The following is a 20,481-nucleotide window of genomic DNA, read 5'->3' on the forward strand; positions in this document are numbered from 1 at the left end:
TTGGTCGTAGATTTGTACAAAAGAAACAATCTTGATCGAAAAGCCTTTAATTTCATTGTTTTAGTACAATCCAAAAGTGAACTAATGGTTTGGCTGATTTACTTGAAAAGAAGGACGCCTGTGGTTCCCAAAAACAAGGGAGCCACCCGAAGAAAGGGCAGTCATTTTAACAACTTAGCTGCTCCTCTATGGTCATGTAGCAAGCCAAGGTAGTGCTTAGCCCATGGCTATTGACATTTCGAATGGCCGCAGCTGCCGCAGGTCATGCAACCTTCGATCATGCGCAGGTCGTAGCTGCCGCAGTTGGGGCAAGCTTTTCCGCGGGGGCCGTTTAGGTTGACGACGGCGGCTTGGGGGTCGGTTTTCAGGCCCATGCCTTCGCCGTCGATAAAACCGATCGTGATGAGGTGGCGTTCGATGACACCACCGATCGCTGCCAGGATCGAAGGCACGTATTTCCCACTCATCCAGGCGCCGCCGCGGGGGTCGAAGACAGCCTTCAGTTCTTCGACCACGAAACTGACGTCGCCGCCGCGCCGGAATACGGCGCTGATCATGCGGGTCAGGGCGACGGTCCAGGCGAAGTGCTCCATATTCTTGGAATTGATGAACACCTCGAAGGGCCGCCTGTGGCCGTTCAGCACGATATCATTGATCGTGATGTAGATCGCATGTTCGCTGTCGGGCCACTTCAGCTTATAGGTGCTGCCTTCCAGTTCCTGCGGGCGGTCGAGCGGTTCGCTGATATAGACGACTTCGCCATCGCCCCGGACTTGCTCCGGGGCCTCGGACAGCGGCGCTTCGTCCTTTTCCGACACGCTTAAAACTGACCCCGTCACGTCGTTCGGGCGGTAGGTCGTGCAACCTTTGCAGCCGGTGTCCCAGGCCTGCATATAGACGTCCTTGAAATCGTCGAAACCAATGTCTTCCGGGCAGTTGATGGTCTTGGATATCGAACTGTCCACCCACTTCTGAGCCGCCGCCTGCATCTTGACGTGATCCAGTGGGGGCAGGGTCTGGGCGTTGACGAAGTAATCCGGCAAGGGCGCATCGCCGAATTTTTCACGCCACAGCTGAACGGCGTAGTCGACGACCTCTTCCTCGGTCCGCGATCCGTCTTTCTGCAGCACTTTGCGGGTGTAGGCATAGGCGAAGACCGGTTCGATGCCGGAACTGACGTTGCCCGCATAAAGGCTGATCGTGCCTGTGGGCGCGATCGAGGTCAGCAGCGCGTTGCGGATGCCGTGTTCTGCGATGGCGGCGCGGACGTCGTCATCCATGTCTTGCATGTGACCGGTGGCCAAAAATTTGTCTGCGTCAAACAGCGGGAACGCGCCCTTTTCGCGGGCCAAATCGACCGAGGCCAGATAGGCCGCCCGCGCGATCTGGCGCATCCAGCGTTCCGTTTGCGCGGCAGCCTCATCCGAGCCATAGCGCAAGCCCACCATCAACAGCGCATCAGCCAGGCCCGTGACGCCCAGCCCGATCCGCCGCTTCGCCTGCGCCTCAGCCGCTTGGGCGTCCAACGGAAAGCGGCTGGCATCGACCACATTATCCATCATCCGAACGGCGGTGGCGACCAGATCATCCAGCGCCTCCTGATCCAGCGCGGCGTCCTCCTCAAACGGGTTGTCCACCAACCGTGCCAGATTGACCGACCCCAACAGGCACGCCCCATAGGGGGGCAAGGGCTGTTCGCCGCAGTTATGCACATAAAACCCGTTGGCATCGAACGCGTTGATGCCGGGGATTTGCACGTCGTACACATCTTCATTGCCGTCATCGGTAACCTCAGCCACCACAGCGGTAAAATGTTCGCGGTTCAGCGCACGTTTGTAGCCTGTCATCAGCGACATCAGTCGCGTGTGTTTATCCGCATTCAGAAATCCGATGCGGTCCTGAAAAACGGCCAGATTGCTGCCTGCGATAATCAGCTCATGCTGCGCCTTATGCGGATAAAGCGCCGAGCCGCCATACCCGTCCGGTATCGGTCTGTGCCCTTCGGTACGGCGGTTTTCGTAGATTTTCGCATTGATACCCAGGCGCGCCAACATCCGCTGCGCCCGCTGCAAAAGGGCTAGATCGCTTTGGGCCAGTCTGACCGAGACCCCCTTGGCCTGCGTGCCCTGCACTGATCCATCCGCGTCGAACAGCCCCCGCAAGACGGCCGCACCAAAATCTGCCGGTGCGCGTTCGATGGCATCCGTCAGCGTCTTATTTCCCGCAACAACGCCATAGTCGGCGGCAAAGGTTTTCAGGGCGGCTGTTGAAATGCGATGTTCGTTCCGGTCGGCAATCGTCGTCCAACCAGCGAAATCCGCGCGGGCGGGCATCTGGCGCAGCAGTGCCTCGATATGCGTCATGACCGGGTCAAGGGCGACAGGGTCGCCATTCATGCAAGCGGCCTGGGTCCAGACGGAAATGACGGCCTTATCATCCTTGATCATTCCATCCCCAATCAGTGCGCCCAATAGATAGCCCAGGTCGCTGTCGCAGCCCGTACCCCAGGACACGTCTTGGTGATTATGTATAATCACCTCATCACCCGGGTTCAGATCGGCGGCAGTCGTCCATTCGGTGTCCAGGTGCCAGCGGGTTTTACTGGCTACACGTCGGACAAGGTGATCCGCGGTCAACCGCAGGGTGCGCCTACACTCGGTTTTTAGCTGTTTGACGGGCTTATGGCCCGTTTTGAAAAACCCCTTTGGCCCCGAGTGATGGGGTGTACCATCAACCAAAGCCGTGAAGGGCGTGCCGATCAGGTCTGTCACCTGTCGCGGCCCGTCCGTGGTGCTGACCCAAGTATCATCCGTGACGCAGGGGTTCGTGGCTGAGATCGTCTCGACGTAATTCAGGTTATTCATCGCATTGATGCGGTCGATGAATATCACGCCAGGTTCGGCATAATCATAGGTCGATTGCATGATCTTGTTCCACAGATCGCGCGCCTCGATCGTGTGATAGACGCGGCCCTCGAACTGCAGGTCCCAACTGGCATCGGCTTTGACGGCCTTCATGAAATCATCGGTGACAAGGACGCTCATGTTGAACATGCGCAGGCGGACGGGGTCGGATTTGGCGGTGATGAAATCTTCGATATCGGGGTGATCGCAGCGCATGGTGGCCATCATCGCCCCGCGCCTGCTGCCCGCTGACATGATCGTGCGGCACATGGCATCCCAGACGTCCATAAAGGATAAGGGCCCCGAGGCATCGGCGGCCACCCCTTTGACATCGGCGCCCTTGGGGCGGATCGTGCTGAAATCATAGCCGATCCCGCCGCCCTGCTGCATGGTCAGCGCGGCCTCTTTCAACATATCGAAAATGCCGCCCATGCTGTCGGGGATTGTCCCCATGACAAAGCAGTTGAACAGCGTCACGGATCGTTCCGTGCCCGCACCTGCGGTGATGCGGCCGGCGGGCAAGTATTTGAAATCTTCCAAGGCGCTATAGAATTTATCTTCCCATTTCGCGGGGTCTTTTTCGACCACCGCCAAAGACCGCGCAATGCGCCGCCATGTGTCTTCGACCGTCAGATCAATTGGTGTTCCGTCCGCCTGTTTAAAGCGGTATTTCATGTCCCAGATCTGCTCGGCTATGGGGGCGGCAAAACGGCTCATGTGGGCGGTCCTTGGATAGATGGGCAGGGTCATGACGATAGGGCTTTTGGTTGATCTGCGCAACAGCTAGGTTAGGTTGACAGATAGTCACCATATCTGGGGGCGTAATGGCAAAATATGTGAACCTTGTAAAACTCAGCGTCGGCAGTGAAAATGTTGAAAGCCTGGCGAACTGGCAAAGACAACGCGCGGCCAAGGGGCCGGACGGGTTGCCACGCCATGTCACACGGATGTGGCCAAAGCGCGAGGCCGAGATTTTGGCCGGCGGATCGATTTACTGGGTGATCAAAGGTGTGATCCTGTGCCGTCAAAAGATTTTGCGGTTGGACGAAGTGATTGGTCAGGATGGTATTCGTCGCTGCGGTATCGTGCTGGAACCGGGCCTGATCCGCACCGAGGCTATGAACAAGCGCCCGTTTCAGGGCTGGCGGTATTTGTCCGCTACGGACGCTCCGCGCGATCTGGGTCAAGAACGTCAGAACGAAGAATCGCTGCCACCATCACTAACGGCTGCGTTGTCCGAGATCGGCGTGCGGTGAAAAAACGCCCTTTGCCCCGCTGCGCCTTTCGGCGGCAGGGTCTTCGGGTCTGATCTGGTAAGAAAGGTGGCGCCACCGTCTTGAAAGGTTGGTTTTGCCAGAAAGGGATCGCAACGCCCCCACCCTATGTCTCATGCATGATCTTTCAGGCGGCTTGTGGTTTGGGTCGTGAAGCCAAAACACAAGTTCTGGAAAACCATTTCTATTACGATATCGTGGAAATGGGTTTTAGGCCTCAGATGCTAACATCTGGTTGGGGCTGCGTACGCTGGGATTTGAGTATTTGGACCAAGAAGAAGGCATTAAGAGCACTAAACCTCCTTCTTCTTGGCCCAAATACTCACGACGCGATTTATCGGTCTTCGCTGTGTCTGAGTTTTTGGAAAAAACCTTCCAGCAGCTTTTTTGCGTCATGTGCACCAATACCATCATAGACTTCCGGAACATGGTGGCATTGCGGATGGGAAAATACCCGGGGACCTTGGGCGATGCCGCCGGATTTCGGGTCGGGCGCGCCGTAGTAAAGCCGCGCGATGCGGGCGGCGGACAGCGCGGTGGCGCACATCGGGCAGGGTTCCAGCGTGACATAAAGGTCGTGGCCCGGCAGCCGTTCGCTTTTTGCGGCCTGACATCCCGTGCGCAGGACCAGGATTTCGGCGTGCGCCGTCGGGTCGGACAGTTCGCGCGTGCGGTTGCCGTCGCGTGCCACGATCTGGCCCGTAGGATCGACCAGAACGGCGCCCACAGGCACTTCGCCGCGGTCAGCCGCCATCCGTGCCTCTTCCAGCGCGATATCCATGAAACTGCGAAACATATGCCCGTCCCTTGCCTGCAAAAACCACCGCTGGCAAGGGGCGCAAAAACGGGTTAAGCCCGGCCCATGACAGACGATACCCCCAAAGGCGACCGGATCGCCAAGGTTTTGGCCCGCGCTGGGATCGCCTCGCGTCGTGAGGCTGAAAAGATGATCGAAGCCGGTCGCGTGACCGTCAACGGGCGCAAGATCAGCAGCCCGGCGCTGAATGTGACGGCCACCGACAAGGTTACGTTTGACGGCCAGCCCCTGGCCGAACCGGATCCGCCGCGCATTTGGCTGTATCACAAACCGGTGGGTCTTGTGACCTCGGCCCGCGATGAAAAGGGGCGCGAGACGATATTTGACAAACTGCCCGAAACTATGCCGCGTGTGATGTCCATCGGGCGGCTTGATCTGAATTCCGAAGGGCTGTTGCTGTTGACCAATGATGGTGAGGTCAAACGGCGGCTTGAGTTGCCATCGACAGGCTGGCTGCGCAAATATCGCGTGCGAGCCAAAGGTGCGCCCACCGATGACACTGTGGCTCCGCTGCGCCGCGGGATTGAGGTTGAGGGCGTGAAATACCAGCCGATGGACGTGCAAATCGACCGCCAGCAGGGCGCTAATGTCTGGCTGACCATCGGCATTCGTGAAGGCAAGAACCGTGAAATCCGACGCGCGTTAGAGGCGATTGGCCTGACCGTCAACCGGTTGTTGCGTGTCAGTTACGGGCCGTTTCAGCTGCGCGATCTGAAGCCGGGCATGGTCGAAGAGGTAAAGCAGCGCGTCGTCAAGGATCAGCTTGGCCTGCGCGAAACGCCCAAGCCCAAACCCACACGGCAACGACGCAAACGGAACTGATAATCCTTAAGAATTGTTGCTTTTCCATGTCGTGGCGCTATTGCTGCGGCCAAACAATGATTTTTGGGACATGTGACTATGGCTGATTTATTAACCATCGAAAACCTCGGAAACCTGCTGATGTTGTGTTTCCTGCAGGCGGTTCTGGGCTTTGACAACCTGCTTTACATCAGCATCGAAAGCCAGCGTGCGCCAGTCGCGCAGCAAAAGGCGGTGCGGTTCTGGGGGATCATTATCGCTGTCGCCCTTAGGGTTATTCTGCTGTTTGCCATGGTTAATCTGATCAGCCTGCTGGCCGAGCCGTTTTACATCTTCAACTGGACCGGCGTTCTGGAGGGGGGCGTGAATTTTGCGACCTGCGTCTTTATTCTTGGCGGGATTTTCATCATCTATACGGCGGTCAAGGAAATCAGCCACATGTTGACCATCGAACACCTGGGCACCGATGTCGAAGGCAAGTCAGGCAAATCCGCGGTGCAGGTCATTCTGCTGATCGTCTTCATGAACCTGATCTTCAGCTTTGACTCGGTTCTATCGGCCATTGCAATCACGGATGTCTTCCCGATCCTGGCTGCCGCGATCCTGTTGTCGGGGCTGGCGATGCTGCTGTTGGCCGACGGCGTGACGCGCTTTCTTGAGAAGAACCGGATGTACGAGGTTCTGGGCCTGTTTATCCTGCTGATCGTCGGTGTGGTGCTGTTGGGCGAGGCCGGCGTTGCTGCATCGCATGCCATGCACGACGATGATCTACAGCTGAAAATCTTTGGATATCCATTGGTGCCCATGTCGAAAACGACCTTCTATTTCGCGGTCATCGTGCTGTTTGCTGTGGAAATCCTGCAATCGGGTTATACGCGTAAGCTGAATGCCGAACGCCGCACAGGCCAGCGGTATTGAATTGACTGGTAAGATCAACTGGCATCACCTATGTTTACCATATGTGGTGCCAAACCGGGGGTATTGATGTCTGAGACCGGGTTGCAGAAAGTTGCATTCTTTCTGTTGATTGGATTGATTTTCTATGTAGCGATTTTCGGGGGCGCATAATGGCGCAGCGTTTTGGCGGGAAGTACAGCCCAGACGGGCAGCCCCGCACATCCACTGATGAACCGAACGCCTTTACCGGCAAAAAGCGCACCCGCGTCGGCGGTCGCGTCAACCTGTTGTTTTTTGCACCGTTTCCGCTGGCGATCCGGGCGTTCTGGTCTGATCCTGTCGGACTGGCACTGAACCTGTCGGCCTTTGGCATTCTGATCCTGGCGGCCTGGCTGACGCGCGAAGGCATGATCGCACAAGAGGCTTATGAGGCGCGCAAGGTCGCCAAACGCCCCGCCATTCCACGCAAGATCTTCGCGTCAGTGCTGACAGGCGCCGGGCTGGCCGTGGCGGGCTTTTCGGGGCTGGACAACCTGATTGCGCCGATCATTTTTGCAATTGCAGGTACCGCGCTGCACAGTTTTGCCTTTGGTCTGGACCCCCTGCGCGACAAGGGGATGGAGGGCATCGATACCTATCAGCAGACCCGCGTCGCCCGTGCTGTGGAAGATGCCGAAAAGCATCTGACCGCCATGCAGGATGCCATCAAGCGGGCGGCAGATCGCAGGCTGGACGCCCGCGTTGACCGCTTTGTCCAGACCGCCCGCAAGATGTTCCGCACAATCGAGGAAGACCCGCGCGATCTGGCAGGCGCCCGCAAATATCTTAGCGTTTATTTGCTGGGGGCCCGCGATGCGACCGTGAAATTCGCCGATCTTTACAGTAAGAAACGCGAAGCCGATATTCGCGCGGACTACGAAGAGTTTTTGACCGAACTTGAGCAGAACTTCTCGGCCCGTACCGAAAAGATGCTGCTGGATGATCGGACCGATATGGACATTGAAATCAAAGTGCTGCGCGACAGATTGCAGCGCGAAGGCCTGAAAATCGAATAGGTCAGGGACAAGGGAGTATAGATTATGTCAGAAGACATCCGCAAAAAGGCCGAGGCGACATTGCAAGAGGTCGAAAAGATCACCGAAGTGGTCTTGCCCGAACCCAGGGGTGAACTGATCACTCTGGATCAGGCCGATGCGCCCGCCAGCGCGGAAATTCAAAAACGTATGGCCGAGATCGATATGACCGACACGCAGTCGATCATCGAATTCGGATCAAAATCCCAAGGGGAATTGCAGCAGATCAGCCAGTCGATGCTGGCCGGTGTGCGCAACAAGGATGTCGGGCCTGCGGGCGACAGCCTGCGCGATATCGTCTCGACCATTCGCGGGTTTTCGGTGAATGAACTGGATGTCCGCCGCAAGCTGTCCTGGTGGGAAAAGCTGCTGGGCCGCGCCGCACCGGCCGCGAAATTCATGGCACAGTTCGAAAACGTGCAGGACCAGATCGACAAGATCACCGACGATCTTCTGGGGCATGAACATGTGCTTTTGAAGGATATTGAATCTCTGGACCGGCTTTATGAAAAGACACTGGAATTCTATGACGAACTGGCGCTTTACATCGCCGCGGGCGAAGAAAAGCTGAAAGAACTGGACAGCACCGTGATCCCCGCAAAAGAGGCCGAGGTAAACGCGGCCCCTGAAGATCAACAGGTCCTAAAGGCACAGGAACTGCGCGATCTGCGGTCCGCCCGTGATGATCTGGATCGCCGGGTGCATGACCTGAAACTGACGCGGCAGGTCACGATGCAGTCGTTGCCCTCGATCCGGTTGGTTCAGGAAAACGACAAATCGCTGGTCAACAAGATCAAATCGACGCTGGTGAATACTGTGCCGCTTTGGGAAAACCAGCTGGCGCAGGCGATCACCATCCAGCGGTCGTCCGAGGCAGCCCAGGCTGTGCGTGACGCCAATGATCTAACGAACGAACTGCTGACTGCTAATGCCGCGAACCTGCGCGAGGCCAACAAAACCATCCGCGAAGAGATCGAGCGCGGTGTCTTTGATATCGAGGCCGTCAAGACCGCCAACGCCGATCTGATCGCCACGATCGAGGAAAGCCTGCAGATCGCTGACGAAGGCAAGCGCAAACGCGCCGATGCCGAAAAAGAACTGCAGACAATGGAAGTCGAACTGCGTGACACGCTGGCTGCGGCCAGTGCGGGCAAGCTGCGCGAGAAACCGGCCCAGGAACCGGCTGAACAACAGGGCTGATCGTTGCACCATATCCGCCTTTTCCTGTTGGTTTTCAGTGGCGCCGGATTTCTGGTGGTTGCTGGATGTGTTCAGGTCGAAGATAGCCCGCCGCCAGCGCCCCAGGTTGCGCCCAAGCCCGTGCAGGCGCCCCCCCCGCGCCGGTCACCCGACAGCTTTGCGCTGGAAGGTCACTATGCACGGCTGGAACGGGATCTGGTATCGCAAGGTTTGCTGCGGCAGGACGGTGGTGGGCGGGATACGCCATTCAACACCCGCAGTCTGATCGAGAACTTCATCCGCATCGCGCTTTTTGATGAATACCGTCCCTCGGGCGACATCATGGTGGCGCGGGAAACCGAAAGCCGGTTGCGGCGGTGGGACAGGCCCATTCGGATGGATGTCGAATTCGGCGCAACGGTGGCGGCGACCCGGCGTGCGTCTGATATCAGCGTGATCAACAGCTATGCCGAACGGCTGTCAGGTTTGACCAATGTGCCCATTGTTCTGACGGATGTGCGCCCGAATTTCTATGTTTTCATCGTCAATGAAGATGACAGGCGTGACCTGGCGCCGCGATTGAAGCAGATTGTTCCGGGCATCTCGCCAGCGGCGGTGCGGACGGTCGTCGATATGCCGCGATCAACGCTTTGTCTGGTGTTTGCCTTTGCCGACACTGTCGAAAGCAGTTCCTATTCCAAGGCGATTGCCGTCATTCGTGGCGAACACCCCGAATTGTTGCGTTTGTCCTGTATTCACGAAGAACTGGCTCAGGGCATGGGGTTGGCCAATGACAGCGCCTTCGCCCGTCCGTCAATCTTCAACGATGACGAGGAATTCGGTCTGCTGACCAATCATGATGAATTGCTGCTGAAAATGCTTTACGATCCCCGCCTGACAAGTGGGATGACTGCCAACGAAGCACGCCCGGTGGTCGAACGCATTGCGGCTGAACTAATGGGCGGTCCTGTCTAGGATTAAGGAGAACACCAATATGGGCATTCTGGATTTTCTGAAAGGTGAATTGATCGACGTCATCCATTGGACGGATGACACCCGCGACACTATGGTCTGGCGATTTGAACGGCATGATTATGCGATCAAATACGGCGCCAAACTGACGGTGCGCGAAGGGCAGGCGGCGGTTTTCGTGCACGAGGGGCAACTGGCCGATGTCTTTACCCCCGGCCTTTACATGCTGGAAACCAACAATATGCCGATCCTGACGACGTTGCAGCATTGGCATCACGGCTTTTCCAGCCCCTTCAAGTCCGAGGTCTATTTTGTTAACACCACCCGCTTCAACGATCTGAAGTGGGGCACCAAGAACCCGATCATGCTGCGTGATCCTGAATTCGGCCCCGTGCGCCTGCGGGCCTTTGGTACATACAGCGTGCGTGTGACCGATCCCGGCAAGTTCCTGCAGGAAATCGTCGGCACCGACGGCGAATTCACGATGGACGAGATCAGCTTTCAGATCCGCAATATCATCGTGCAGGAATACAGCAAGGTTGTGGCGTCCTCCGGCATTCCGGTTCTGGATATGGCGGCGAATACGGGCGATATGGGCAAACTGGTCGCCAGCGCGATCTCTGAAACAATTGCCGGTTATGGCCTGATGCTGCCCGAGCTTTATATCGAAAATATCTCGTTGCCCCCCGCTGTCGAACAGGCGCTGGACAAGCGCACGTCGATGGGCATGATCGGTGATCTGGGCAAATACACCCAGTTTTCAGCGGCCGAGGCCATGACCGCAGCGGCCAATCAGCCCGGCAGTGGCGACATGGGCGCGGGCCTTGGCATGGGGATGGGTATGGCGATGGCCAACCAGATGGCGCAGGCGAACCCATGGGGTGGCCAGCCAGCGGCGGCGGCACCGCCACCACCCCCGGTCGAACACGTCTGGCACACAGCCGAAGGTGGTCAGACCAAGGGCCCGTTTTCCAAGGCCGATCTGGGCCGCATGGCCAGCGACGGCAGCCTGACGCGCGAGACATTTGTTTGGACCGCCGGTCAGGACGGCTGGATGAAAGCGGGCGATGTGACCGAACTGGCCCAGCTTTTCACCGTTATGCCGCCGCCACCGCCACCGGGGGCTTGATTTCAACGCACTATCCAGCCCGGTGGGCACCACCGGGCCGCGCCGACCCGCCCCCGTTGCGCCACCCTCGGGCAGGCTGGGCCCCCAGCACTTAAGTGTTTTAGATGTCCTCACCTTCACCCACAGCCCCCACCGAACACCGCTTCCCTTGCGACAATTGCGGGGCGGACTTTCGCTTTGACCCCGGCACGGACCGCCTGATCTGTGACCATTGCGGCAATCAGGCCACTTTGGAAAACGCGGCCTATAAAGGCACTGCCATTCAGGAACTGGACTATCGCCGCGCCCTGGCCGCTGATCTGCCAGAAGACGAGATCGAAGAAACCCGCGTTCTGCAATGCACCAATTGCGGTGCGCAGGTGGAATTTGACGAAAAGACCCACGCGACCGAATGCCCGTTCTGCGCGACACCCGTGGTGACGGGCACGGGGCAGCATAGGCATATCAAACCCAAGGCCGTTTTGCCGTTCATATTGGACGAAGATCAGGCGCGTGATGCGATGACCCAATGGCTGGGCAGTCTGTGGTTTGCGCCAAACGGCCTGCAGGACTTCGCCCGCAAGGGCCGCAGGATGCAGGGCATATACGTGCCCTACTGGACCTTCGATGCCGACACCAAGACCAGCTATTCCGGCCAGCGCGGCACGGTGTACTACGAAACCCGCACGCGCACGGTGAATGGCGAACGCCGCACCGAACGGGTCGCCAAAATCCGCTGGCGCAATGTGTCGGGCCGCGTCGCGCGGTTCTTTGATGACGTTATTGTCCTGGCCTCTCGCAGTTTGCCGAAACGCTATACCGATGCGCTGCAGCCCTGGGATCTGTCGCAGCTTGAACCCTATCAGCCCGAATACCTGGCCGGTTTCCGGGCTGAAGGTTACACCGTCGAACTGGACGAAGGCTTTGCCGAAGCGCAGCAGATCATGAACCGGATCATCGAACGCGATGTGCGTTTTGACATCGGCGGTGACCGGCAGCGCATCCACGATATGAACACCAGCATCCGCGACGTGACCTTCAAGCATATTCTGCTACCCGTCTGGCTGGCGGCTTATAAATATCAGGGCAAGACCTATCGTTTTGTTGTGAACGGTTGTACAGGTCGTGTCCGGGGGGAACGGCCATGGTCTGCGTGGAAGATCGCGGTGGCTGTTGTACTGGGCGTGATCGCAGCCGGCGCTATCGGCTATGTGATCGCAATAAGTGGGGAACTATAGTGATTTTATGTGCGGGCGAAGCCCTGATCGATATGTTGCCGCGCCAGACCACGGGGGGCGAGGCCGCTTTTGCGCCTTATCCCGGCGGATCGGTTTTCAACACGGCGATTGCTTTGGGCCGACTTGGAACGCGGACGGGGTTTTTCAGCGGATTGTCGAATGATCTGTTTGGCCAGCGTCTGACCGCTGCGCTGAGCGAAAGCAATGTCGACAGCAGCCTTGTGGCCTATTCCGACCGGCCAACGACGCTGGCCTTTGTCACGCTGACAGACGGCCAGGCTGAATATGCCTTTTACGACGAAAACACCGCCGGTCGGATGATCGGCAGTAACGATCTGCCTGAAATTCCTGACGACGTCACGGCGCTGTTCTTTGGGGGCATTTCCTTGGCCGTTGAACCTTGCGCCTCGGTCTATGAGACCCTTTACATGTGGGAGGCCGAGGAGGAGCGCGCCATTGTTCTTGACGCAAACGTGCGCCCCGACTTCATTCCTGACGAGGGCATCTATCGCACTCGCATGAAACGCCTGATGGCGGCCGCGGATATCGTCAAGGTGTCCGAGGAAGATCTGAAATGGCTGGGCGGTGACACCCCGGTTGACGATCAGATCCAGACCCTGCTGGCCGGGCGCCCGGCGATGGTTTGTCTGACCCAGGGGGCAGGGGGCGCCACGGTTTATCGCGAAAGCGGGGCAATCCATCAGCCCGCCGAAAAGGTCGATGTTGTCGATACGGTGGGGGCGGGCGATACGTTCAACGCCGGTTTCCTGTCGGTGCTGCGTAAGCACAACAAGCTGCGGCGACAGTGGCTGTCTTTCACGACCGATGATATCGTGGCCGAGGCCCTGCAACTGGCCACCCGCGCGGCGGCCGTCACTGTCAGCCGGGCTGGTGCCAACCCGCCGTGGTCCTGGGATCTGGAATGAGGGCACTTCTGCAGCGTGTCACAGACGCCCGCGTCAGCGTTGGGGGCGCCGTAATCGGCGAGATCGGGCAAGGTATGATGATCCTGGTTTGCGCGATGCAGGGTGATACAGAAGATCACGCGCACAAACTGGCGGACAAGGTCAGCAAACTGCGGATTTTTCAGGATGAGGCAGGCAAAATAAACCGCTCGCTTCTGGATATCGGCGGTGCGGCCTTGGTGGTCAGTCAATTCACCCTGGCCGCCGACACCAGCCGCGGCAATCGCCCTGGATTTTCAAACGCCGCTCCACCTGATCAGGGCAAAGCGCTATATGAAGCTTTCGCGCGCGATCTGTCCTTGCTTGGGGTGCCGATTGCCACCGGTCGTTTTGGCGCTGATATGCAGGTCAGCCTGACAAACGACGGGCCAGTGACGATCTGGCTTGATGTATGACAAGGCCATGGGGCTCTGCCCCCTCGCGCCTGAACGGCGCTCACCCCCGGAGTATTTACAGAACAATGAAGTAATGGATTTTACTTCTTCTTGGCAAAAATACTCTCGCCGAAGGCAGCGCTGCGCGAGCAGCGCAAAAACGATGGCGCATCCAAGGGAGGGCGCTGTAAATATCCCGTTGTCAACGCTGCGCGGTCTATCAGCCAAATAGATCGCCAGATATAGGTCTTGGCGAATGATAGGGCTCGTTTTGGCACAGCAACACAGGCTAAGAGGTCCCGGATCAGGTCCGGGACAGCGCCCTAGTTCAGCAAGCGGCGTGCGATGACTTGCGCCTGAATTTCAGCGGCCCCTTCGAAGATGTTAAGGATGCGGGCGTCGCACAGGATGCGGCTGATGGCGTATTCCAGCGCAAAGCCGTTGCCGCCGTGCACCTGCAACCCGTTGTCCGCTGCGGCCCAGGCCACGCGGGCGCCAAGCAGTTTGGCCATGCCAGCCTCAAGATCGCAGCGGCGGCCTGCGTCTTTTTCTTGGGCCGAGAAATAGGTCAGCTGCCGCGCGACCATGATTTCCACCGCCATCATCGCCAGTTTGCCCGACACACGGGGGAATTCGATCAGCGATTTGCCGAACTGTTTGCGGTCGATGGCATATTGCATTGCGACGTCCAGCGCCGATTGCGCGACACCGATGGCGCGGGCGGCGGTCTGGATGCGGGCGGATTCGAAGGTTTCCATCAGTTGCTTGAAGCCCTTGCCCTCTTCCCCTCCAAGCAGGTTTTCACCTTTTACGTGGAAATTGTCGAAGCCCAGCTCGTATTCCTTCATGCCGCGATAGCCCAGAACCTCAATCTCACCCCCCGTCATGCCCTCGGTGGGGAAGGGGTGGTCGTCGGTGCCGGGTTCTTTTTCGGCCAGAAACATCGACAGGCCCTTGTAGTCGCTGGTCGCAGGATCGGTCCGCGCCAGCAGGGTCATGATATGGGTTCGCGCTGCATGGGTGATCCAGGTTTTGTTGCCGGTGATCCGGTAGTCATCGCCGTCCTTGACAGCACGGGTGCGCAGGCTGCCCAGGTCAGACCCGGTGTTAGGTTCGGTGAAAACCGCCGTGGGCAGCGTTTCGGCGCTGGATAGACGTGGCAGCCATTTCTGTTTCTGCTCTTCCGTGCCACCGCACAGGATCAATTCAGCGGCGATTTCAGACCGGGTTCCCAGTGACCCCACCCCGATATAGCCGCGCGACAGTTCCTCGGACACCACGCACATGGCCGATTTCGACATGCCAAAGCCGCCGTATTCTTCGGGGATGGTCAGGCCAAAGACGCCCATTTCGGCCAGTTCGTTGATGATTTCGATTGGGATCAGTTCGTCTTTCAGGTGCCAGTCGTGGGCATAGGGTTCGACCTTATCGACACTAAAGCGGCGGAACTGTTCGCGCACCATTTCCAGTTCGTCGTCCAGACCGCTGGTGCCGACGGTGATATTGGCCGAGTGTTCCTGCATCAGTTCAACCAGGCGGGTTCGCGCGGCCTGAGTGTTGCCAGACTGGGTCAGCGTCATGATCGCAGGCGCCATCATGTCGCGCATGTCGTCCTGGGTCAGACCGATGTCCTGCAGGCGCAGGATTTCGCCCTGGTTCATCGGGATGCCGCCGTAGATCTGCCACAGATATTCGCCAAAGGCGATCTGGTGGATCAGTTGTTCAGTTTCGCCGAACTTGCCTTCGCTTTGCAGGCGTTCGGACCATGCCTGCATCTGACGTAAGGATTCGACATATGTGGCCAGCCAAGCCAGGCCGTGGGCGGCGGTCTGGTTTGCTTCGATCAGCGCGCCTGAGACACGGCCGTCCTGCGTGACCTGATCGCGCAGGGCCTGTTTTGCCTTTTCCAGCACGGCCTCAAGCGGGGCGATGGATTGGCCTGTCAAAGTCAGCAGTTGGGGCAATATCGCAGTGCCGCTGTGGGGCAGGTCCTGTCCGTCATGAGCCATGGCTGTCATCCTTTTGTCTGTCGCGCATCACATAGGCCGTTTGCAGTTGCAGCGCAACAATAATTCAAGAAGGTGGTATGCATTGTACAAAAATGTCGCGGTCATTTTTGCGGTGCAGAAACCATCAGGCCACTATAAGAAGCCCGAATGGACCTGATATTGCCTTACATTTCTGTGGCGGCCTTTGCATTTGCCATGATTGTCGCATTTACCGCTGGTTTTGTGAAGGGAATCGTCGGCTTTGCGATGCCGATGATCATCATATCGGGGCTGGCGTCGGTTGTGTCGCCGGAACTGGCACTGGCTGGTTTGATTTTTCCGACGCTGGTGACAAACGGGATGCAGGCCCTGCGGTATGGGTGGCGGGCGGCTTTGGCCTCGGTCGTGTCGTTCTGGCGGTTTTTGCTGATCGGCTTGGTGTTTCTGCTGATGAGTGCGCAGTTGTTTGCGGTTCTATCGTCGCGCTGGCTGTTTTTGCTGATCGGTATTCCGATTGTTGTTTTTTCGGCATTGCAGCTGTTGGGCTGGCGGCCGGGTCATTTGGTTAGGACGTGGAAAACAGATGCCGCTGTGGGTGGTGTTGCAGGCTTCATCGGTGGTCTGTCCGGGATCTGGGGGCCGCCGACTGTCGCTTATCTGACGGCGCTGGATACGCCGAAGGAAGAGCAGATGCGACTGCAGGGTGTGATCTATGGTTTGGGAGCCGTCGCATTGTTCTTTGCGCATGTTCAGTCCGGCGTGATCCGGTTGGAGACTGTCCCGTTTTCCTTGGCGCTGATCGTACCTGCGATTATGGGGATGTGGATTGGGCTAAGGTTGCAGGATCAGATTGATCAAGTGGTGTTTCGCAAGATCACGCTGTTTGTTTTGTTGATTGTGGGTTTGAACCTGATCCGCCGGGGACTGGTGGGGTAGTCTGATCCAGCGGAGCGCGCTGGCGCGCGCGTTTCTTCTGGCACTTCGTGCGATTTGGGGCTCTGCCCCAAGCCCCGGAGTTGATTAGGCCAAGAAGAAGTAGATAAGAGCGATATGTACCTTCTTCTTGGTCCAAATACTCATGGTACAGATTGTGCCACCTGCGATCAGGCGACGGCTTTCAGAAATGCCTTATGCTTTACTTTCTTCTTTTTGCATTTTTTGACATAGGCCGCCTGCCAGTGATCGTATTTGCCCATATTTTCCTGTTGCGCCACGACTAGGTCAATAAAGGCCTCACGATGCTTTTCTTTTTTGAGCGATTTGAACATTGATTTTTGGTCTTTGGTCATCGAACAGCCAATACAATGCCCGGCGCGTTTGAATTTGCAGACATCTATACAGGGACTGGGTGTTTTGCTCATGTCGCACCTTGTTTAATGACTTGGTTTATAGTTGATAGAAATGATCGGGTTTGTCAATTTGTTCGGGCTTACATTCCGTGGCGATATTGAGCGATATCTTTGGTAAGGGCTGTTGACAGCCCATGCGACTCTGCGTATAGAGCGCCCACTTGGGCCAGAGGCAGCAGTTCATTGGCCTGAAATCAGAACTGAAGTGGTCATGATCCGGGCCCCCATGCCCCGATCCTCTGGATACCCACCGCACCCTTCCCGAAATGGGGAAGGTTTGCGGTTTTTGCGTTTTGCGGACGCGCAAGGCGTTACCGAACCTTTAATGGCGTGCATGGGGCACGCAGACACATGTGTTAGTTAAGCGGGGAAAGACGCCCAATGCCAACGATCCAACAGCTGATCCGCAAACCGCGGCAGCCAAAAGTGAAAAGATCAAAGTCGATGCACTTGCAAGAGTGCCCTCAGAAGCGTGGCGTTTGCACACGCGTCTATACAACAACGCCGAAGAAGCCGAACTCGGCCATGCGGAAGGTTGCCAAGGTGCGCCTGACCAATGGCTTCGAGGTCATCAGTTATATCCCAGGGGAAAGCCACAACCTGCAAGAACACTCGGTTGTTCTGATCCGTGGCGGTCGTGTGAAAGACCTTCCTGGTGTTCGTTATCACATCCTGCGCGGTGTTCTGGATACTCAGGGTGTGAAAGACCGTAAACAACGCCGTTCGAAATACGGCGCCAAGCGCCCGAAGTAAGGAGAGGCTTAGATGTCCCGTCGTCACGCCGCCGAAAAACGCGAAGTTCTGCCCGACGCCAAATATGGCGACCGCGTTTTGACAAAGTTCATGAATAATCTGATGATTGACGGTAAGAAGTCTGTCGCAGAAAAGATCGTTTACAATGCGCTGGACCGTGTTGAAAGCAAGATCAAGCGCGCCCCGGTTGAGGTGTTCCACGAAGCGCTGGACAATATCAAACCAAACCTTGAGGTGCGTTCACGCCGTGTGGGTGGTGCGACCTATCAGGTACCTGTCGAAGTACGTCCCGAGCGTCGTGAGGCACTGGCCATCCGCTGGTTGATCAACGCATCCCGGTCGCGCAACGAAAACACGATGGAAGAGCGTTTGGCCGGCGAATTGATGGATGCCGTTCAATCCCGTGGCTCGGCCGTGAAAAAGCGCGAAGACACGCATAAAATGGCCGAAGCCAACAAAGCTTTCAGCCATTATCGCTGGTAACTCCAAATTTAGTCCAGGATCATACCCATGGCACGCGAATATCCCTTAGACCGTTATCGTAACTTCGGCATCATGGCCCATATTGATGCGGGGAAAACAACCTGTTCCGAGCGTATTCTTTATTATACCGGCAAGTCCCACAACATCGGCGAAGTGCACGATGGCGCGGCGACCATGGACTGGATGGAGCAGGAGCAGGAACGCGGCATCACGATCACATCCGCTGCGACGACCACGTTCTGGGAGCGGACTGAGGACGGTCAGACGGCTGACACGCCAAAGCATCGCCTGAACATCATCGACACACCCGGCCACGTTGACTTCACGATTGAAGTCGAACGTTCGCTGGCCGTTCTGGATGGTGCTGTATGTGTTTTGGACGCCAACGCGGGTGTTGAGCCACAGACAGAAACTGTGTGGCGTCAGGCTGACCGTTACAAGGTGCCGCGCATCGTATTCGTCAACAAGATGGACAAGATCGGCGCGGATTATTTCAACTGCGTTAACATGATCGAAGACCGCACCGGCGCGCGCGCTGTTCCTGTGGCGATCCCGATCGGTGCCGAGACCGAGCTGGAAGGTCTGGTTGACCTGGTGACCATGCAAGAGTGGGTCTACAAGGGCGAAGATCTTGGCGCGACCTGGGAAAAGAACGACATTCGCGACAGCCTGAAAGAGGTATGCGAAGAATGGCGTGGCAAGATGATCGAAGCCGCCGTCGAAATGGACGACGACGCGATGATGGAATACCTGGAGGGCAATGAACCCGACGTGCCAACCCTGCGCGCCCTGCTGCGCAAGGGTACTTTGTCGCTGTCATTCGTGCCTGTTCTTGGTGGATCCGCCTTTAAGAACAAAGGTGTACAACCTTTGCTGAACGCTGTGATCGACTATCTGCCCAGCCCGCTGGATGTTGTCGACTACATGGGCTTCAAACCCGGTGACGAAAACGAAGAACGTAACATTGCCCGTCGCGCGGATGATGATATGGCCTTTGCCGGTCTGGCGTTCAAAATCATGAACGACCCCTTTGTTGGTTCGCTGACCTTTACCCGGATTTATTCGGGTACGATGAACAAGGGTGAAACCATGCTGAATTCGACCAAAGGTAAGAAAGAACGCGTTGGTCGGATGATGATGATGCACTCGAACAACCGCGAAGAAATCGAAGAAGCGTTCGCGGGTGACATCATCGCGTTGGCTGGTCTGAAGGATACAACAACCGGTGACACGCTGTGTGCGGTCAACGACCCCGTTGTTCTTGAAACGATGACCTTCCCCGATCCTGTGATCGAGATTGCCGTTGAACCCAAAACGAAGAACGACCAAGAGAAAATGTCTCAGGGTCTGGCCCGTCTGGCGGCCGAGGATCCATCGTTCCGTGTGGAAACTGACCTGGAAAGTGGTCAGACTATCATGAAGGGCATGGGCGAACTTCACCTGGATATTCTGGTTGATCGTCTGAAGCGCGAATTCAAGGTCGAGGCCAACATCGGTGCGCCTCAGGTGGCTTATCGCGAAACCATCGGTCATGAAGTTGAGCATACCTATACGCACAAGAAGCAATCTGGTGGGTCAGGTCAGTTCGCTGAAGTGAAAATGATCATCAGCCCGACCGAGCCTGGCGAAGGTTACAGCTTTGAAAGCCGCATCGTTGGTGGTTCTGTTCCCAAGGAATATATCCCCGGTGTTGAAAAGGGCATCAATTCGGTTATGGACAGCGGCCCCTTGGCTGGCTTCCCCGTGATCGACTTCAAGGTTGCTCTGATCGACGGTAAGTTCCACGATGTGGACTCGTCCGTTCTGGCCTTTGAAATTGCGGCCCGTATGTGCATGCGCGAAGGCATGAAGAAAGCCGGTGCGAAACTGCTGGAACCGATCATGAAGGTCGAGGTGATCACGCCCGAAGATTACACCGGCGGCATTATCGGTGACCTGACATCCCGTCGTGGGCAGGTGACCGGTCAGGAACCACGCGGCAATGCGATTGCGATCAACGCCTTCGTGCCGCTGGCCAATATGTTCGGTTACATCAACACCCTGCGCTCCATGTCCTCGGGCCGCGCGCAGTTCACGATGCAGTTCGATCATTATGACCCTGTGCCACAAAACATCAGTGAAGAAATCCAGGCGAAATACGCGTAACGCCGCCCGCGTTCGCACAAAAGAAGGAGCCTACCATGGCAAAAGAGAAGTTTGAGCGTAATAAGCCGCATGTTAACATTGGCACGATTGGTCACGTTGACCATGGCAAGACGACATTGACGGCGGCGATCACGAAGTATTTTGGCGACTTCAAGGCTTATG

The 20,481-nt window shown here is 57.1% G+C and carries 19 protein-coding genes and 1 pseudogene; 15 read left to right on the plus strand and 5 right to left on the minus strand.

Annotation, left to right across the window (positions count from 1 at the left end; genetic code table 11):
* Window positions 1-227: 227 nt before the first annotated feature.
* Window positions 228-3,356: an LAGLIDADG family homing endonuclease gene (locus H7848_RS12860; protein ID WP_473774354.1), complete on the minus strand. Its 3,129-nt coding sequence runs from the start codon at window positions 3,354-3,356 to the stop codon at window positions 228-230.
* An 87-nt stretch (window positions 3,357-3,443) separates the two neighbouring features.
* Window positions 3,444-3,653: pseudogene (locus tag H7848_RS20400) on the minus strand (ribonucleotide reductase N-terminal alpha domain-containing protein); the annotation flags it as partial.
* 74 nt (window positions 3,654-3,727) lie between these two features.
* On the opposite strand from H7848_RS20400, the gene H7848_RS12865 reads away from it, so the two are divergent.
* The gene (locus tag H7848_RS12865; RefSeq protein WP_208352173.1) at window positions 3,728-4,159 is read left to right on the plus strand and encodes a DUF1489 family protein; all 432 of its coding nucleotides are present in this window, start codon (window positions 3,728-3,730) and stop codon (window positions 4,157-4,159) included.
* 352 nt (window positions 4,160-4,511) lie between these two features.
* Here H7848_RS12865 and H7848_RS12870 read toward each other — a convergent pair whose 3' ends face one another.
* Window positions 4,512-4,973, minus strand: coding sequence for a nucleoside deaminase (locus H7848_RS12870; RefSeq protein WP_237072734.1), 462 nt, complete (start codon window positions 4,971-4,973; stop codon window positions 4,512-4,514).
* Between the two features lie 66 nt (window positions 4,974-5,039).
* On the opposite strand from H7848_RS12870, the gene H7848_RS12875 reads away from it, so the two are divergent.
* From H7848_RS12875 to dtd, 9 genes are all read left to right on the plus strand, one after another.
* Window positions 5,040-5,816, plus strand: a complete 777-nt coding sequence (locus tag H7848_RS12875; protein ID WP_208352175.1) for a pseudouridine synthase — start codon at window positions 5,040-5,042, stop codon at window positions 5,814-5,816.
* 78 nt (window positions 5,817-5,894) lie between these two features.
* Window positions 5,895-6,713 (plus strand): TerC family protein, encoded by an 819-nt coding sequence (locus tag H7848_RS12880; protein ID WP_208352176.1) that lies wholly within the window; start codon window positions 5,895-5,897, stop codon window positions 6,711-6,713.
* 149 nt (window positions 6,714-6,862) lie between these two features.
* The gene (locus H7848_RS12885) at window positions 6,863-7,747 is read left to right on the plus strand and encodes a 5-bromo-4-chloroindolyl phosphate hydrolysis family protein (protein ID WP_208352177.1); all 885 of its coding nucleotides are present in this window, start codon (window positions 6,863-6,865) and stop codon (window positions 7,745-7,747) included.
* A gap of 24 nt (window positions 7,748-7,771) precedes the next feature.
* The gene (locus H7848_RS12890; protein WP_208352178.1) at window positions 7,772-8,965 is read left to right on the plus strand and encodes a toxic anion resistance protein; all 1,194 of its coding nucleotides are present in this window, start codon (window positions 7,772-7,774) and stop codon (window positions 8,963-8,965) included.
* Between the two features lie 3 nt (window positions 8,966-8,968).
* Window positions 8,969-9,919 carry a DUF2927 domain-containing protein gene (locus tag H7848_RS12895; RefSeq protein ID WP_237072735.1) on the plus strand — a complete coding sequence of 317 codons (951 nt, stop codon included), beginning with the start codon at window positions 8,969-8,971 and terminating at the stop codon, window positions 9,917-9,919.
* Window positions 9,920-9,938: 19 nt separating this feature from the next.
* Window positions 9,939-11,045, plus strand: coding sequence for an SPFH domain-containing protein (locus H7848_RS12900; RefSeq protein WP_208352180.1), 1,107 nt, complete (start codon window positions 9,939-9,941; stop codon window positions 11,043-11,045).
* A 104-nt stretch (window positions 11,046-11,149) separates the two neighbouring features.
* Complete coding sequence (locus tag H7848_RS12905; RefSeq protein WP_208352182.1) at window positions 11,150-12,262, plus strand: TFIIB-type zinc ribbon-containing protein; 1,113 nt, start codon at window positions 11,150-11,152, stop codon at window positions 12,260-12,262.
* Window positions 12,262-13,188, plus strand: a complete 927-nt coding sequence (locus tag H7848_RS12910) for a carbohydrate kinase family protein (protein ID WP_208352184.1) — start codon at window positions 12,262-12,264, stop codon at window positions 13,186-13,188. Before H7848_RS12905 ends, H7848_RS12910 begins: the two co-directional genes overlap by 1 nt.
* Window positions 13,185-13,622, plus strand: coding sequence for a D-aminoacyl-tRNA deacylase (gene dtd, locus H7848_RS12915; RefSeq protein WP_208352185.1), 438 nt, complete (start codon window positions 13,185-13,187; stop codon window positions 13,620-13,622). Before H7848_RS12910 ends, dtd begins: the two co-directional genes overlap by 4 nt.
* A 302-nt stretch (window positions 13,623-13,924) precedes the next feature.
* Here the strand turns inward: dtd and H7848_RS12920 are convergent, their stop codons facing one another.
* The gene (locus tag H7848_RS12920) at window positions 13,925-15,610 is read right to left on the minus strand and encodes an acyl-CoA dehydrogenase family protein (RefSeq protein ID WP_208352186.1); all 1,686 of its coding nucleotides are present in this window, start codon (window positions 15,608-15,610) and stop codon (window positions 13,925-13,927) included.
* A 147-nt stretch (window positions 15,611-15,757) separates the two neighbouring features.
* Between H7848_RS12920 and H7848_RS12925 the strand changes: the two genes are divergently transcribed.
* Window positions 15,758-16,525, plus strand: coding sequence for a sulfite exporter TauE/SafE family protein (locus H7848_RS12925; RefSeq protein WP_208352188.1), 768 nt, complete (start codon window positions 15,758-15,760; stop codon window positions 16,523-16,525).
* Window positions 16,526-16,692: 167 nt separating this feature from the next.
* Here H7848_RS12925 and H7848_RS12930 read toward each other — a convergent pair whose 3' ends face one another.
* Window positions 16,693-16,950: a DUF1289 domain-containing protein gene (locus tag H7848_RS12930; protein WP_208352190.1), complete on the minus strand. Its 258-nt coding sequence runs from the start codon at window positions 16,948-16,950 to the stop codon at window positions 16,693-16,695.
* Window positions 16,951-17,319: 369 nt separating this feature from the next.
* Here H7848_RS12930 and rpsL point away from each other — a divergent pair, with 369 nt between their 5' ends.
* From rpsL to H7848_RS12950, 4 genes are all read left to right on the plus strand, one after another.
* Window positions 17,320-17,691 carry a 30S ribosomal protein S12 gene (gene rpsL, locus H7848_RS12935; RefSeq protein ID WP_007118826.1) on the plus strand — a complete coding sequence of 124 codons (372 nt, stop codon included), beginning with the start codon at window positions 17,320-17,322 and terminating at the stop codon, window positions 17,689-17,691.
* Window positions 17,692-17,703: 12 nt separating this feature from the next.
* The gene (gene rpsG, locus H7848_RS12940) at window positions 17,704-18,174 is read left to right on the plus strand and encodes a 30S ribosomal protein S7 (protein WP_208352192.1); all 471 of its coding nucleotides are present in this window, start codon (window positions 17,704-17,706) and stop codon (window positions 18,172-18,174) included.
* 27 nt (window positions 18,175-18,201) lie between these two features.
* A complete protein-coding gene (gene fusA, locus H7848_RS12945) occupies window positions 18,202-20,319 on the plus strand; it encodes an elongation factor G (protein ID WP_208352194.1) in 2,118 nt (705 codons plus the stop codon).
* A gap of 35 nt (window positions 20,320-20,354) precedes the next feature.
* The coding region (locus H7848_RS12950; protein WP_234998857.1) for a GTP-binding protein at window positions 20,355-20,481 on the plus strand (127 nt) is incomplete at its 3' end.

Origin of the sequence: Pseudaestuariivita rosea (assembly GCF_017592335.1) — a bacterium.
Lineage (GTDB): Bacteria > Pseudomonadota > Alphaproteobacteria > Rhodobacterales > Rhodobacteraceae > Parasulfitobacter > Parasulfitobacter rosea.

Excerpts from the sequence above, each read along its gene's own strand:
- H7848_RS12930 (WP_208352190.1), bottom strand. The coding sequence starts at position 16,950 with ATGAGCAAAACACCCAGTCCCTGTATAGATGTCTGCAAATTCAAACGC.
- dtd (WP_208352185.1), top strand. The coding sequence starts at position 13,185 with ATGAGGGCACTTCTGCAGCGTGTCACAGACGCCCGCGTCAGCGTTGGG.
- fusA (WP_208352194.1), top strand. The coding sequence starts at position 18,202 with ATGGCACGCGAATATCCCTTAGACCGTTATCGTAACTTCGGCATCATG.
- rpsG (WP_208352192.1), top strand. The coding sequence starts at position 17,704 with ATGTCCCGTCGTCACGCCGCCGAAAAACGCGAAGTTCTGCCCGACGCC.
- H7848_RS12860 (WP_473774354.1), bottom strand. The coding sequence starts at position 3,356 with ATGGGGACAATCCCCGACAGCATGGGCGGCATTTTCGATATGTTGAAA.
- rpsL (WP_007118826.1), top strand. The coding sequence starts at position 17,320 with ATGCCAACGATCCAACAGCTGATCCGCAAACCGCGGCAGCCAAAAGTG.
- H7848_RS12880 (WP_208352176.1), top strand. The coding sequence starts at position 5,895 with ATGGCTGATTTATTAACCATCGAAAACCTCGGAAACCTGCTGATGTTG.
- H7848_RS12875 (WP_208352175.1), top strand. The coding sequence starts at position 5,040 with ATGACAGACGATACCCCCAAAGGCGACCGGATCGCCAAGGTTTTGGCC.
- H7848_RS12865 (WP_208352173.1), top strand. The coding sequence starts at position 3,728 with ATGGCAAAATATGTGAACCTTGTAAAACTCAGCGTCGGCAGTGAAAAT.
- H7848_RS12900 (WP_208352180.1), top strand. The coding sequence starts at position 9,939 with ATGGGCATTCTGGATTTTCTGAAAGGTGAATTGATCGACGTCATCCAT.
- H7848_RS12905 (WP_208352182.1), top strand. The coding sequence starts at position 11,150 with ATGTCCTCACCTTCACCCACAGCCCCCACCGAACACCGCTTCCCTTGC.
- H7848_RS12870 (WP_237072734.1), bottom strand. The coding sequence starts at position 4,973 with ATGTTTCGCAGTTTCATGGATATCGCGCTGGAAGAGGCACGGATGGCG.
- H7848_RS12925 (WP_208352188.1), top strand. The coding sequence starts at position 15,758 with ATGGACCTGATATTGCCTTACATTTCTGTGGCGGCCTTTGCATTTGCC.
- H7848_RS12920 (WP_208352186.1), bottom strand. The coding sequence starts at position 15,610 with ATGGCTCATGACGGACAGGACCTGCCCCACAGCGGCACTGCGATATTG.
- H7848_RS12885 (WP_208352177.1), top strand. The coding sequence starts at position 6,863 with ATGGCGCAGCGTTTTGGCGGGAAGTACAGCCCAGACGGGCAGCCCCGC.
- H7848_RS12890 (WP_208352178.1), top strand. The coding sequence starts at position 7,772 with ATGTCAGAAGACATCCGCAAAAAGGCCGAGGCGACATTGCAAGAGGTC.